At 48.5% G+C, this 14,240-nt stretch carries 13 protein-coding genes; all 13 read right to left on the reverse strand.

Going from position 1 to position 14,240, the window contains the following annotated elements; all coding sequences use genetic code 11:
• Window positions 1–40 precede the first annotated feature (40 nt).
• The 13 genes from AC5ELV_RS16130 to AC5ELV_RS16190 all read right to left on the reverse strand — a co-directional run bounded on the left by AC5ELV_RS16130 (window position 41) and on the right by AC5ELV_RS16190 (window position 13,945).
• A complete protein-coding gene (locus tag AC5ELV_RS16130) occupies window positions 41–532 on the reverse strand; it encodes a hypothetical protein (RefSeq protein WP_493430981.1) in 492 nt (163 codons plus the stop codon).
• 129 nt (window positions 533–661) lie between these two features.
• Window positions 662–1,639, reverse strand: coding sequence for an LCP family glycopolymer transferase (locus AC5ELV_RS16135; RefSeq protein WP_493430982.1), 978 nt, complete (start codon window positions 1,637–1,639; stop codon window positions 662–664).
• A gap of 14 nt (window positions 1,640–1,653) precedes the next feature.
• Window positions 1,654–2,994, reverse strand: a complete 1,341-nt coding sequence (locus AC5ELV_RS16140) for a UDP-glucose dehydrogenase family protein (protein ID WP_493430983.1) — start codon at window positions 2,992–2,994, stop codon at window positions 1,654–1,656.
• A 51-nt stretch (window positions 2,995–3,045) separates the two neighbouring features.
• Window positions 3,046–3,855 (reverse strand): WecB/TagA/CpsF family glycosyltransferase, encoded by an 810-nt coding sequence (locus AC5ELV_RS16145; protein ID WP_493430984.1) that lies wholly within the window; start codon window positions 3,853–3,855, stop codon window positions 3,046–3,048.
• Entirely contained in the window at window positions 3,833–5,074 is a 1,242-nt protein-coding gene (locus AC5ELV_RS16150) for a glycosyltransferase family 4 protein (protein ID WP_493430985.1), read from the reverse strand. The genes AC5ELV_RS16145 and AC5ELV_RS16150 overlap by 23 nt, the downstream gene beginning before the upstream one ends.
• Entirely contained in the window at window positions 5,071–6,303 is a 1,233-nt protein-coding gene (locus AC5ELV_RS16155; protein ID WP_493431135.1) for a glycosyltransferase family 4 protein, read from the reverse strand. The genes AC5ELV_RS16150 and AC5ELV_RS16155 overlap by 4 nt, the downstream gene beginning before the upstream one ends.
• Window positions 6,304–7,041: 738 nt before the next feature.
• Window positions 7,042–8,304: a hypothetical protein gene (locus AC5ELV_RS16160; protein WP_493430986.1), complete on the reverse strand. Its 1,263-nt coding sequence runs from the start codon at window positions 8,302–8,304 to the stop codon at window positions 7,042–7,044.
• Window positions 8,291–9,634: a flippase gene (locus AC5ELV_RS16165; protein ID WP_493430987.1), complete on the reverse strand. Its 1,344-nt coding sequence runs from the start codon at window positions 9,632–9,634 to the stop codon at window positions 8,291–8,293. Before AC5ELV_RS16165 ends, AC5ELV_RS16160 begins: the two co-directional genes overlap by 14 nt.
• A gap of 122 nt (window positions 9,635–9,756) precedes the next feature.
• Entirely contained in the window at window positions 9,757–10,746 is a 990-nt protein-coding gene (gmd, locus tag AC5ELV_RS16170) for a GDP-mannose 4,6-dehydratase (protein WP_013309172.1), read from the reverse strand.
• 21 nt (window positions 10,747–10,767) lie between these two features.
• Window positions 10,768–11,706, reverse strand: coding sequence for a GDP-L-fucose synthase (gene fcl / locus AC5ELV_RS16175; protein ID WP_493430988.1), 939 nt, complete (start codon window positions 11,704–11,706; stop codon window positions 10,768–10,770).
• A gap of 36 nt (window positions 11,707–11,742) precedes the next feature.
• Entirely contained in the window at window positions 11,743–12,441 is a 699-nt protein-coding gene (locus AC5ELV_RS16180) for a sugar transferase (RefSeq protein ID WP_493430989.1), read from the reverse strand.
• 87 nt (window positions 12,442–12,528) lie between these two features.
• Complete coding sequence (locus AC5ELV_RS16185; RefSeq protein WP_493430990.1) at window positions 12,529–13,215, reverse strand: CpsD/CapB family tyrosine-protein kinase; 687 nt, start codon at window positions 13,213–13,215, stop codon at window positions 12,529–12,531.
• Window positions 13,196–13,945, reverse strand: a complete 750-nt coding sequence (locus tag AC5ELV_RS16190; RefSeq protein WP_493430991.1) for a YveK family protein — start codon at window positions 13,943–13,945, stop codon at window positions 13,196–13,198. The genes AC5ELV_RS16185 and AC5ELV_RS16190 overlap by 20 nt, the downstream gene beginning before the upstream one ends.
• Window positions 13,946–14,240 lie beyond the last annotated feature (295 nt).

The following is a 14,240-nucleotide window of genomic DNA, read 5'->3' on the forward strand; positions in this document are numbered from 1 at the left end:
ATTGTACCATATTTAACCTTTTAGAAACACCACACAACCTCTATTCCTTGTCCCTATATATCCAAAGCACCCGCCATTTCTCATCTTCCTGCGTCACATAACAAGGCTGTACGATATCAAAATTACCGAAACGGGTCTTGTAATGCTGAGTGACCGTAATACGGTAAACTTTCCCTAACTCTTCTCCATTCGGATCGGTACGAATGTCATATTCAGTCTGCGGCTCCCCCAGTTCAAACGTGAACGTATCCGTCCCCATATCCTGCATAAAAACGTGCGCACGCTGCTGTACATACGTAGATTTCTCGAATTTCTTTTTTATTTGCGAATGAAAAAGCTCCCATGAACCTCCGAAATTTCCCGATTGCTCCATCGTGTAGAACTCGTTCAGTGCTTCTACCGCTTGATCGCCCTCGCCTGTAGACATCACCCCACGCAGACCCAGCCACAACAGCCATAACAATCCACATATGATTGCAAAATATAATAGCTTACGGACGAACGCCGAAGCCGCTCTTCTTCTAAACAGCACACATTGCCCCTCCCTCTGTTGGACTATACGAATTCTCTACAGATGTATGTGGGACAAGCCTTTTTTAGAAGACTTTAGAAGAAAATAACGGGTGACCTCCCAATAGGACACCCGCCTACATAAGGCTACCTAAGGCGATATGGCCGTGGTAAGCATATGCTCCTCCAGCACTCCATGGATACGCTGGCGTTCCTGCTCATCCACAATGTAATAATACACGCCGTTGATTTTACGCCCATGTCCGTTCAGCTCAATGGTATCCGTCTGCTTGAGGGACGGGCCGATCCGGGTCAGGAAAGTGGTCATATCGTCAAAGGTAATGTCTGTGCGAATCTGCTCTCCCGCTGCCTCCAGTATCGGTTTTACCCTCAACAGCCCTTCCTTGCTGATGGACTGGGCAAGAATTTGCTTGAGGAGCTCCCGCTGGCGGGCATTTCTTCCGAGATCCCCACGTGGATCATCAAAACGCATACGGGCGTAGGCCAACGCCTCAGCCCCGTTCAAGTTCAAATTACCCTGCGCAAAATGATGGCCCTCATATTGAAAATCAAGTGGGTTATGAACCTCGACTCCCCCCACAAGGTCCACCATTTTCGCAAACCCTTCCATGTTCATCTGTACATAGTAATCTATCGGATGGTTCAAAAAATGCTCTACCGTACGGATCGACATATCCACGCCCCCAAAAGCAAAAGCGTGATTAATTTTGTCCTCACGCCCCCTGCCGATCAACTCTGTTCGCGTATCACGCGGAATGTTGAACATCAACATAGAGCCTTCGGCAGGGTTAACAGACAAGACGATCATCGTATCCGATCGTCCTGGATCGTGAGGCCGCCGATCTACGCCCAGTACCAGCACGGTGAACGGCTTGAACTGGGAGATGGCTGCCGGATTGGGTGTACTTGATCCAGAGTCTGTACCTACAGATCGCCCTGCTCCGCCCGTTGCAAGGGTAGAAACCGCCCCAGGCTGCACGATGCTACGCGGATGATACATCGCATTCGCCGCTGTTTTAAAGGAATGATACACATAAGCGGTGTAGGCAGTAGCCCCTACGACCAATAACGCCGCAGCCCCCAATGTCATCTTCAGCCATCGTTTCATATGCAGCCTCCCCTTTACGGATTTACTACAGACTGATGACGATCTACATCCAGATTGTTCATCTGTGGCCTGCCGACAGAATAGTATGCAAAGGCGGATTGTCTGATTTGCTCTTCGCTGTACACATTGCGTCCGTCAATCATAATTGGATACTTCATAAGCTCATTCAGCTCACCCAGCCCGATTTCGCCAAACTCTTCCCATTCCGTCAATAGACACAGTGCGTCGCATCCCTCTGCCGCTTCTCGTGCGCTATCTGCCCACGTTACTTCCGAGCTGTCCAGCAGTCTGCGGAAGTTAGCCGTAGCGATCGGGTCATATGCACGAATTTCCGCCCCTGCCTCCAGCAGCGACTGCATGATATCCAGCGCCGGGGCATCTCTTACGTCATCTGTATTCGGTTTAAAGGCCAGTCCCCATATACCAATCGTAGCTCCTTCCAGATCACCCAGCGCCTCTTTAAGCTTACGAATCACGTTAAAACGTTGCCCCTGATTCACTTCCACCACAGATTTCAGCAGCTTGAATTCATAGTCCACATTGCCCGCAATTTGGATCAGAGCTTGTGTATCCTTGGGAAAACAGGAACCTCCATAGCCGATACCAGCAGACAAAAAGGAGGAACCGATCCGCTGATCCAGCCCCATACCGTGTGCTACGCGTGTAACGTCTGCGCCCACCTTTTCGCAAATATTTGCAATCTCATTAATAAACGAAATTTTGGTCGCCAAAAAAGCATTCGACGCGTACTTGATCATCTCCGCCGAACGGATATCTGTGGTTACGATATTGGTCGTCAGTGGCTCGTGCAGTGTGGTCAGCAATGCGGACACATGTGGGTCGGAAGCTCCGATGATGATTCGATCTGGCTGTAGGGTGTCTATGACTGCTGAACCTTCACGTAAAAATTCAGGAACCGAAGCCACACCAAAAGGATAGTTTGTGCGGCTCGCAATCCAATTTTGAATACGTTCGTTCGTTCCGACAGGCACCGTGCTTTTGGTGACAATGACTTTGTAGCCATTCATGGCGTCTGCCACCTCGCAGGCGGCTTCTTCAATATAGGACAAGTTCGCTTCCCCACCCGGCAGTGAAGGCGTGCCGACCGCCAAAATAATAATTTCAGCTGCCTCCACCGAAGCTGCCGTATCTGTTGTAAAGCTTAGTCGGCCTTGTTCTACATTATCTTTAATTAGAGCCTTTAATCCCGGTTCATAAATCGGCACCTCACCTGCACGCAGCTGATGTATTTTGTCCTCATTCTGATCTACACAAACGACGGTATTGCCGAGTGCGGCAAAACAGACCCCCGACACCAGCCCGACATACCCTGCACCCATTACACATAGCTTCAAAGCAACTCCCCCTTTTACATGCTGTCTCATTGCATCCTGCTTTTACCGACTTCACTTCTCTATATCTCTTCCTGCAAGCCGATTATGATAGAGCGTAAGCCGTTTGTTTTGTCGATAAGATTTTAGAAAACGGTATACATACATCGGATTGTTATAGGCATACCTCTTCCATAATCGCTTCGGTTCACAGATCAGACGATACAACCACTCCAGCCCCAGCTTTTGTATCGCTAGCGGCGGTCTACGAACCTTTCCAGTGATATAGTCAAAGGCCGCCCCTACTCCAATCATCACGCCATGGATGCGGCCTTTGTTTCGATGCATCCATATTTCCTGCTTCGGGCAGCCTAAGCTGACGAATATGATATGCGCGCCGGATGCATTGATTTCATCAATGATCCGCTCCTCCTCATCTGGATGAAGCTCACGAAATGGCGGTGAAAAGCTGCCCGCGATGCGGATTCCGGGGTAATCCTGTCTTACTCTTTCTTTTAAGCTATCCAGCGTATCCGGCGTACTGCCGTAAAAATATATACTCACCTTCGTCTGTGGCGCACGTTCGCACAACTTGAGCATCAGACTGGGACCATCTACCCGATCCTGACGCTCAAATCCGTACAGCTTAAGCGCCCATACCAACGGCATACCATCCGGAGTACACAAATCGGCTTGAGTGAGCGCTTTGTGGAACTCAGCATGATTCCCGGCTGTGACAATAGAATGCGTGTTGCAAATACATACATAGCCGTCCATTCGTTCGACTGCCCATTGTTCCAGCGTGTGTACCGTTTCCAGAAACGTAAGTGCTGCAATATCTGCATTCGCAATCCTTCCAACTCTATATTGGGGCAGCTTTTTCATAATCACGCTCCTCCATCGCCTCGCTATATATCGCCATCAGCTGCTTCACATTCACTTCTTCCGTATAGCGTGCAGCATAGTTTTCCGACACCTTCTGTCTCATAGCTGCATAGTTTTCATAGGCTACTGCGCGGCGAATCACGGTCTTTATATTTTCCAAATCATCATGTTGAAAATGGAAACCCGTCACTCCGTCCTCCACGACTTCCTCTAGTGCGCCGAGACGGCTGCATAATACCGGAGTTCCAACAGAAAAAGACTCTACAATGGTCATGGGAAATCCCTCATACCAAATGGAAGGCACCATGACATACATGGCCCGGCTCATGCAATCCAGTACCGTGTCTCCATCCTGCTTACCGAGAAACCGAACATCTTCCTGCGGATAAGCAGCGGCCAATTCAGCCTTTTCCGGACCATCCCCAATGATGACCAGTCTCAATCCCCCCCGATCTTCCCACTGTGACCAGGCTTGCAGCAGATTGCGAACCCCTTTTTCAGCTGAAATCCGCCCCACAAACAACAAATAACGATCATTCGGGTCATACTGGGTTTTCACTGTTTTATGATGGATAAAATTCGGCTTTACCGCGATACGATCAAGTGGAATACCGCTTTCGGCAAATTTGTCCCGTGCAAACTCCGTCAGCGCAATATAGCGACTTACCTTGTGCTGCCATGTGCCGATCAGATCGTTGAACTTAATCATCGCCGCCACCGGAATCGTCTGAAGCTGTGAGCCTCGGTAGCATCCATGACGGATGGAGTGCAGCAGCGTGCCGTGCAGGCATTTTTCACAAACCTTATTCCCTCGCATAAAGGTTGCCGCCGGACAAATCAGCCTGTAATTATGCAGTGTCTGGACAACCGGAATCCCCAGCCGTTCACAAGCATGATAGACCGAAGGGGATATAACCGGAAAAAAATTATGCACATGCACCACATCCGGCTTCACCTGTAAAAGCAGCTTCTTGATTCTTTTGAATTCCGGCAGGGACCATGCCGCCTCTACCGCCAGCTTTGCCATGTTCGCTAGCCCTCTGCTTTGAATGCTGTTGTTATGCACATAGTAATGCTCTGTCTCTATTCCTCTGGAACGCAGCATAGCCGATTCTTGCTCGACAACCTTGTCTTCTCCCCCGCTTTGCTGATAAAAGTTATGGATGATCAGCACCTTGCTTACAGGAGAGTTCATCTGTCTGCTGACCTGTTGGCTCACGTGGTTGCCCCTCTTTCCTGCGTTGATTGCATAGCGTGGTTAGAATTCTTGGGCTTGACCCCTAGATGGCTTACGATTTCATCCGCAATACGATCCCACGACATACGCTCGACCGTAAGGAAGGCCTTCTCCGCCATACTTCGTCTCAGCTCAGCATCATCCAGTAAAGTAGTTATTCGACCAGCCCATTCCTCTTCCGAAAAGCTTCTCAGCATCACTCCGCTCACTCCGTCCTCAATCAAGGTAACCGAGCCCCCGTTGACCGAAGAGATAATCGGGACGCGAAACAGCATGCTTTCCAGCAGCACCATGCCAAAAATATCGTATTGGGTCGGAAACAGCATCACATCCGCCGCTCCGTAAACCTGCCACAGATGACGTTGCTCCACTCTTGAAAAATGTATAATACTGTCCGTTATCCCCAGTTCATGAGCATAGGTCCAATAGCGGTCTGTGTCCGTCTTCCGTCCATCCCCGACCATTAACAAAAGGCAGCTAGGATGCTTTTGGAGTACCCTTTTGAACGTACTCAGCATAAAACGTATATTTCTCCGTTCCTCCAGTACACCAACATACAGTAGCACCGGACGATCTCCGATTCGACGCAGCTCATTCGCTACCTCACGGTTTTCCTCACGTTCTCCGCTTATGTCTTCACTGTTGTTACTGGTGTCACTGTTGAATGCTCTCTCTACTTTACTGCGATCCAGTCCGACTCCAATCGTAACCACGTTGTCAAAACCTTTATTCTCCAGATAGCGCTTGGCGAGATCGGATTTGACATAGGTACGGCGTAGAGACTTTGTCACCTTCGGCAGCAGCATAATATCGTACAGTTTGCGGATCAGTGCGTGCGTGTTATCCCGGTATGGGCCGTGATACAACGCCAGCTTATCAGGACATTTGCGGGAAAGCAGATAGGTCATGATCTGGTTGTATTCTGTAGTGATGACCAGTCCATAAGCATCCAGAAAAGAATCTTGGAGAACATCTCTGTAGATGCTGTTGCTTAAGAACTTAAACCCGTGGAGCCAGATAATACGCAAGGTGCAGCCTTCGTGACGGTAGACCTGTTCCAGATGGGTTTCCTTACGATCGTTGTAGTAAACAATATCGCAATCGTAGCCTTTTCGAACGAGTGCTTTGCCCAAACCGACTTCCTGTAAATTGTATGAGTCCCCGTTCACCTTGCTGGCAAAATTGCGGAGATACAATATTTTTTGAATCATCATCAGGGCTCCTGCCATTTCATATTGGGTGAGTTATGAGAGACGGTGGTTTAGAGACCGCTGCGCACTCCATTTGATCTTCCGATCGCTGTTGCAGTGGGATTCCTGGATATATAAAACATTCCGAGGTAGGAATCCCACTGCAAAGGCGAACGCTAGCGCTTCTTCAGATTCAAATGGACCGCTCCGCTGCTGACCGCCGTTTCCATAAAGTCACCACATTTAAAAAAGGGAATGCTGGGTATGAAGTGCCCTTGCTGCGTGGATACGCGAGCAAATGCATGCAGGGCGCTGACCTCGTCGAACAGCTTGTGAGCTTGGTACGGTTATGGCAAGCTCACAAAACAACATGGAACTACTACCGCTAGCTGACCAAGATGCCTTAACTATGGCTAGACTGTCGCCTGCCCAGATTGTTATCCACCGGACGCTGTCACCCTGACAGAGAACTGTACAGAGCATTAATTACGCCGGGATGCATGCCCGGCATAGAAGTTCTAGGCGATATGGCGAAGCTATCGCCAGACGGCTCTTACCTTCCCCACCCAATAGGCTGGGGGAAATTCTTTTCGGTGGCGGTGGGTAGTGGAGGGTAAGGATTTGAATCTGGAGAAGCGTCAGCGTTCGCCTCAAAGCTTTCCGAAGGAAAGCTCGCTTCGAAAGCATATTCCCCGGGGGATTCCGCCCTCTTGCAGGGCCTATAAATCAAGGAATCCCTCGTCAACAGCGATCAGAAGATCAAACCCGTCCCGAAGCGGCCTCCCCCCTCCAACTTGAATGTTCCCGTTGCCTCTCCTCCGTCATCTGCATATTAAAATGATCTGCCCCTTTGAGCTGGGCAGCTGCCATATCTGCCACTAGGGTCACACTCGATTCCATCGGCACAAAGCGATATTTGTAGGCTGTAAGCCGATGATCGGTTTCGTGAAATAAAATATCCTGAGCGTAATTCCCCCATCGGTCCTTGGGCATCAAATCAATGGTCATGCCACCATGCGCAGAGGGCAGCAGCATATTAGAGCCGTGGATGCCGATCACTAATCGGCTGGCTGCATATACCTTGCAGACCCGCAGCTCACTTTCCCGGTCGAAGCGTGTGACACGCTCATCAGAAATCCATGCAGGGAAGCTCCCGGTACGCCCAAGTCCAGCGACTGTAAAACGATGATCTGGGAAGCTTTCTCTCAGCCTGCGAAACAGCCGTATGATTTTACTGCGCTGATGATAAATTAGCGGTTTTAGCCCACGTTTGAGCTGCGGAAATTTCTGTACCGCTCTTGCGATATGATGGCTGCCGCTCCACAAGCGATCTTCCCTCCATACGAAGGTAATGCGCGGCTCCGACTCACGCCCCTCGTCATAGCGGGAGACACCTGTAAACTGCTCAATATCAAACTGATTGGGATGTGAATATGCCGGGCTGACATACACCTCATCAAAACGCATCAGTTCCTCAATCATCCGATGATGTAGTACAGGATAAAAGTTACGTGCCCTGCTGAACGGCACATCAACCGTCCAAATTTCAGACACATATGCTGGCACCATCCACTCCAGCGACTTTTGCACAATGACGATGATGCCCAGATCTGGCGATTGCTCGTATTCCCGTTGCACATTGAGCAGCTTGAGCAACGCATGACCATACAAATAATCCATAGTGTTGACGATGATTACACGTGTAGAAGCTTTCATTTTATGCACGGTCATGCCGATTGCTAAGTCATAGGAAGGATTCATCAACGATTGCCGCAAAGGCTCTCCGAGCCATTTTCTCGACTTCGCATCACCTGTCAGAATATAGTCAGGCATTTCTACACGATAAGGAGAATACGTGGCGTGACCGACCCTCATGTCCTCAAGATATTCGCGTCCGCACCCCTCACACGCAGTGCTGACACATACATGGATTCCCTGCCACAGCACCTCTCCACCACGTACCTTACCTCCACAATGCGGGCACTGTTCCTCATGCCGAACAAACGGTTTAATGGGTATCATGATTGTTCTCTCCAACTTTCGGTACTGTAATATGAACACGCCAGAAGGTCAGGATGGACTTCATCATCCAACCCAAATTAGATTTAACTTCCTTAAATAGAAAATCTAATAGAAATACAGATATCGTAAAGGACAAGATCGTCGCCACTAACGACCCTCGGACACCAAGCAACGGGATTAGCGCGTAATTGAAAGCGATATTCGTAACCGCCCCCACCACCGAGGTCAGCAGCGTGTATCTGAACAAATTTTCATTGGTAATAAACAAGCTTTTAGCAACACTGAAGTTCGTGAAAAACAGACGAATCGCAAACAGTGACAACAGCGAGCCTGCTTCGGTAAATTCTTTCCCATACAGCACAACCACTACCCATTGGGATAGAAAAAATAAAGGTACCGAGGTCACAAGAAAGCATATAAACATCAGCCGATACACCGTAGACAATGTCTGTCTGTATTCGTCGCTTCCTTTCTGCTTGGAACGCGTCACCACCGGAGCATAAGCCGTTGTCAGAACGACCGGAATGAAGCCCAGCACTTCGATAAGTCGGAGTGCAACGGAATATTGCCCAACCGCAGCGTTTCCCAGCAGTTCACCAATAATGACTTGGTCGATCCGTGCCTGTACATATACAGCGGAGGATGACAATATAAGCGGCCAGCTGTGGTTCATAATTCGCCGAGCTGTGGTTAAGCGGAACGTCCATCGGTTCACACGTCGTCCTTCCTTATGGAAGAAATACAGCAGCAGTAGGCTCCCCAACAGAAACTCTCCATGAGCACACAACGCCACCGCCCATATTGGAACACCGGACAACAACAGAATGATTTTGATGGTGGAGCCGAGAACAAAGGCGGTATTCTTGGCAACGACCGTGTATTTGGACAGCATCTGCGCACGAAACCAGTAGTCGATGATATCAAACAATTGAAATACCGAGGCCGTAGCCAGGATCAGATTGATCAACAGCACTGAACTGTCTTCCGGTCTGAGCAGTGAAATGAAGGAATAGGACAGTACAATGGCTATCAGAGTACCTAACAGTTTCAACAGAACCGCCGTACCCAATAGCTCATGCTCATCCTTGGGGTCTTTGACAAGATCGCGTACTAATATAGAATCAAAGCCAAGGGTCGTGAAAATCAGAAACATCCCGAAAAAGGATTCCGCATAATTCCACTTTCCCAGTTCCTCTGGTCCCAACACTCTCGCCATGATGATGCTGACTGCCAGCCCGAACACCATGCGAATCATTTTGTCACCGAACAGCCAGGACGTATTCACCAGCAAACTTCTGCGCGGTTTGGCGCGTTTTTCGACTAATGTCATAGGTTTACTCCATCTTGAAAAATGACCTTGCGTACAGCTTTATAACCTGCTGTTCTGTCAATGCAGCTGCAATCATGTACAGCGAAGAGACCCCCCGCCCAGGCGGATGGCCTCTCCATCTCTTACACGACGACTGAAGCTTCAACTGCAGCCTGCCTTTTTACCCGCTCCAAGTCTGTATCCACCATCATATGAATGAGCTGCTCGAAGCCTACTTCCAATCGCCAGCCCAGCTTTTCTTTCGCCTTGGCACAATCGCCGAGCAATAGATCTACCTCTGCCGGACGGACAAATTGAGGATCGATGACGACGTAATCCTCATAATTTAAACCTACATGGGAAAAGGCTATTTGCAGCAGTTCACGCACAGAATGCATTTCTCCCGTGGAAATGACGTAATCATCCGGTTGATCCTGCTGAAGCATCAGCCACATCGCCTTTACATAATCCCCCGCAAAACCCCAGTCTCGCAGTGAATCCAAATTTCCCATGCGCAGCTCTTGCTGCAACCCCAGCTTGATACGAGCTACCGCATCCGACACCTTACGCGTTACAAATTCCAGTCCTCTGCGTGGCGATTCGTGATTGAACAGAATGCCAGAGCAAGCAAACATATCAAAGCTTTCGCGATAGTTCACTGTAATCCAATGGCCGTACACTTTGGCGACACCGTAGGGACTACGTGGGTAAAACGGGGTCGTTTCTGTCTGCGGTGTCTCCAGCACCTTACCGAACATCTCGCTGCTTGACGCCTGATAAAAGCGCGCTTCCGGTTTGGCAATTCGAACCGCCTCCAGCATATTGGTGACAGATAGCGCTGTAATCTGCCCTGTAGCCAACGGCTGCGGCCATGAGGCCGCTACGAAGGATTGAGCAGCCAAGTTGTAGACCTCATCCGGGTCGGACTGACGGACGGCTTCGATCAGTGAAGCCAGATCGGTCATATCACCGGAAAGCCAGTGGATGTCATTCTGGATATGCGCTACATTTTCAAAGTTCGGTGTGCTGGTTCTTCTGCGCACCCCGTACACCTCATAATCCTTGGACAGCAGCAACTCAGCCAGATAGGACCCGTCTTGTCCGGTAATCCCTGTGATCAGCGCTTTTTTCATTCCAATTCCCCCACCGTTTTTTTATTGTTCAACCAGATCCAGGCCTTGAAATGCCTGATACACAGACCTTAATCCCTCTTCTAGTGAAATACGCGCCGACCAGCCTAGCCCGGAAATTCGGGATACATCTACCAACTTACGCGGCGTTCCATCAGGAGCGGAGGTGTTAAAGGTAATTTCTCCGTCATAGCCGACTACATTCTTCACTCGTTCAGCTAGCTCACGGATGGAAATATCCTCACCTACGCCGATATTTACAATTTCATTTCCCTCATAATTGTTCATCAGGAACAGACAGGCTTCAGCCAAATCATCAGAATGGAGAAATTCTCGCCGTGGCGTACCAGATCCCCATACTTCTACAGTCGGAGATTGATTCAGTTTGGCTTCATGAAACTTGCGGATGAGCGCAGGTAGCACATGAGAGGTCTGGAGATCAAAATTGTCGCCCGGACCGTATAAATTCGTCGGCATCACAGAAATAAACCGGGTGCCATACTGACGGTTGTAAGACTGACACATTTTAATCCCGGCAATTTTAGCAATCGCATAGGCTTCATTAGTAGGCTCCAGTTCACCTGTAAGCAGATATTCTTCCCGCAACGGCTGCGGAGCAAATTTAGGATAGATACAGGTAGAGCCGAGGAATAACAGCTTGCCTACATTCGCCCGGTATGCCGCATCAATCACATTCGTTTGTATAAGCAGATTGTCACGGATAAAATCAGCCGGATATTCGTTATTCGCCAAAATCCCCCCAACCTTAGCCGCTGCCAGAAATACATAATCCACAGGCTCTGTTTCAAAAAAATGATCTACTGCCTCTTTATTGCGTAGATCCAGCTCACGGCTTGTGCGAGTAATAATATGACGGTAACCCGCTTCCTGAAGCGCTCGGACAATAGCGGAACCCACCAGTCCGTTATGCCCTGCTACATATATGTTGGAATGAAGATCCATACTTATCCCCTACCTTCTTCGTGAAAATGAAAGACTTTAATACGCATCCTTGGAGCCTAGCAGCACACGAAATGTTTTCAGCATAATGATCATATCTGTGCGGAAACTGCGTCTGGATATGTACTCCAAATCCAGTTCTACCATCTGGTTAAAGCTCAGATGATTACGACCGCTGATCTGCCATAGACCGGTGCAGCCCGGTGTAACCGTCAGACGCAGCTTATCCCTCACTGTGTAATCATGGACTTCTCTTGGCAATGGAGGTCTGGGTCCTACCAGACTCATCTGCCCACGCAATACATTGAACAATTGTGGCAGCTCGTCAATGCTCGTTCTGCGAAGAAAGCGACCCACACGGGTAATTCGGGGATCGTCCCGCATTTTGAACATCGCACCCTCAATTTCATTTTCCACCAGCAGTGCAGACAATCTGGCTTCGGCATCAGACACCATGGAACGAAATTTGATCATGCGAAACGGCCGCTCATTTTTTCCAATACGTACTTGATAAAATAAGGCGCTGCCTTTTGGGTCCTCCAGCTTAATCAGCAAAATGACAAGCAGAAATATCGGGCATAACACGATGATTCCAATGAAAGACAATATAATGTCCATGCTTCGCTTCACGAACGGGTATACGTTCCATCCTTGCCGCCGTTCAAGCCCATGAGCGACCGAATAAACATCCACTGACGCGCCCAGCACTTCGGAATCGTTCGAGCGGGAAGAAGACACGTCTCATCACCTCGCTCCTTATTGATAAGTATTATTTATACATTGTTAAAAGAATTTTATATACTCTCATTTTCCTCCTTTTTTTATTCATGTCAGATTGCGTTCCTCCATACCCCGCTCGGCGCGGGTATTTGAACGCTTCACATTATTAAGTACTACACCCAGAATGCGCGCCTTTACTCTTTCCAAATTCGCTTTTGCTTTCTTGACGACATCCTTTTTGACTTTCCCTGCCTGCACCACCAGAATGACTCCGTCACACATGGCGCTTATAATGAAGCCATCCGGAAAGGACAGCAACGGCGGCGTATCCATTAAGATCACGTCATAATGTTCTTTTAGGTCAACCAGCAGAGCATTCATTCTGCGGGAACTGAGCATCTCGGACGGATTGGGCGGGTTTGGTCCAGCTGTAATTGCATGCAGATGGTCAATCCCGGTTTCCTGAACCACATCCTGCCATGCCTGTTGATTGGCAAGCACCCGTGTCAGCCCTGTATGATTACGCAAACCAAACATATGGTGCAAAGAGGAACGGCGCAGATCCATATCCATAATCAGCACCTTTTTCCCCTCCTGCGCATAGGTTACAGCCAAATTGCTAATCGTGACCGTCCTGCCTTCACCCGCCTGAGCGGACGCCACCATCATAACCTCAATCGGCTCGTCTATAGAAGAAAATTGGATGTTAGTGCGAAGCATGCGGTACTCCTCCGAAACGGAGGACTGAGCATGTAGTGATGTAACGAGCTGATTATTGATTAATCGCGGCATATTGCCCTTCACCTACCTGTTTAGGAGTTGTAGTGGAGCTGTCAGAGCGTTTATCTTCTCTTTTCATTTTCGTAATCAAGGCTAGGGTAGGCAGACCGAGTTCTATTTCAATATCCTCTTCATTCTTAAATGTATCGTCCAGTACCTCCAGCAAAAACGCCAAGCCTATTCCCAACAATAAAGAGGTGGCAAATGCAATAAATATCTGTATAGTGGCATTACTGTTCACGGGAACTGCTGGATCATTCAGACTGGCTTCGCTTAGGATGGTGACATTGTCCATTTTCATGATAGAGGGGATTTGCCGTTTGAATACTTTGGCTACCGCATTGACGGTTTTCACAGCCTTCGTATACGATAAATCGCGGATTGTTACATCCATGACCTGTGAATCACCTGCGGTGTTCACTCTTAATTTTTGCGCCAATGCTGACGGAGTAACCTTAAGGTCGGGGAAGCTGGCGACCACCTGATCCATAATCGCCGAGGAGATCATAATTTGCTTATAGGAGTTCGTTAAGGCTATATTCGTTTGAACTACACTGTAATCAACGACACCTGCACGATCCGGTCGTGGCGTCTGGTTGATAATGAGCTTTGCGGTAGCTTCATAAATCTGCGGGGTAAAATACATATTTTTTATGCCCACTACAGTACATACCAGCAATACGATGCTACCAATCAACCACATTCTTTTACGGATCAAACGGATGTACTCTTTCAACTGCACAAGACCAGTCCTCCCTGATTGACTTGTTTTCGATGCAATAACGCTTGTACTGATCCTCTGCATAACGGGGAAAAGAACGATGCATGACCCTCTAATCTATAGTAAAATGTTGTATAATAGCGCATAGAAGGTCTAGCCAGCGAATAAGCACAAAATGCTCATCATCGGTGGCCTCTTAGGGTATATAAACGAAGACATAAGTGAATACTATGAAACGCAGATACGTTATGTAACTTACATAACTAATTTATGATACAAAACGTATCTTGTCAAGTGTAAAAATGCTTTTTTACCT

The organism is Paenibacillus sp. NMA1017 (assembly GCF_058895805.1).

Bases quoted from the DNA above. Each gene is read 5' to 3' on its own strand.
- AC5ELV_RS16135 (WP_493430982.1), bottom strand. From the start codon at position 1,639: ATGAAACGATGGCTGAAGATGACATTGGGGGCTGCGGCGTTATTGGTC.
- AC5ELV_RS16155 (WP_493431135.1), bottom strand. From the start codon at position 6,303: ATGATTCAAAAAATATTGTATCTCCGCAATTTTGCCAGCAAGGTGAAC.
- AC5ELV_RS16185 (WP_493430990.1), bottom strand. From the start codon at position 13,215: ATGCCGCGATTAATCAATAATCAGCTCGTTACATCACTACATGCTCAG.
- AC5ELV_RS16145 (WP_493430984.1), bottom strand. From the start codon at position 3,855: ATGAAAAAGCTGCCCCAATATAGAGTTGGAAGGATTGCGAATGCAGAT.
- AC5ELV_RS16160 (WP_493430986.1), bottom strand. From the start codon at position 8,304: ATGATACCCATTAAACCGTTTGTTCGGCATGAGGAACAGTGCCCGCAT.
- gmd (WP_013309172.1), bottom strand. From the start codon at position 10,746: ATGAAAAAAGCGCTGATCACAGGGATTACCGGACAAGACGGGTCCTAT.
- fcl (WP_493430988.1), bottom strand. From the start codon at position 11,706: ATGGATCTTCATTCCAACATATATGTAGCAGGGCATAACGGACTGGTG.
- AC5ELV_RS16165 (WP_493430987.1), bottom strand. From the start codon at position 9,634: ATGACATTAGTCGAAAAACGCGCCAAACCGCGCAGAAGTTTGCTGGTG.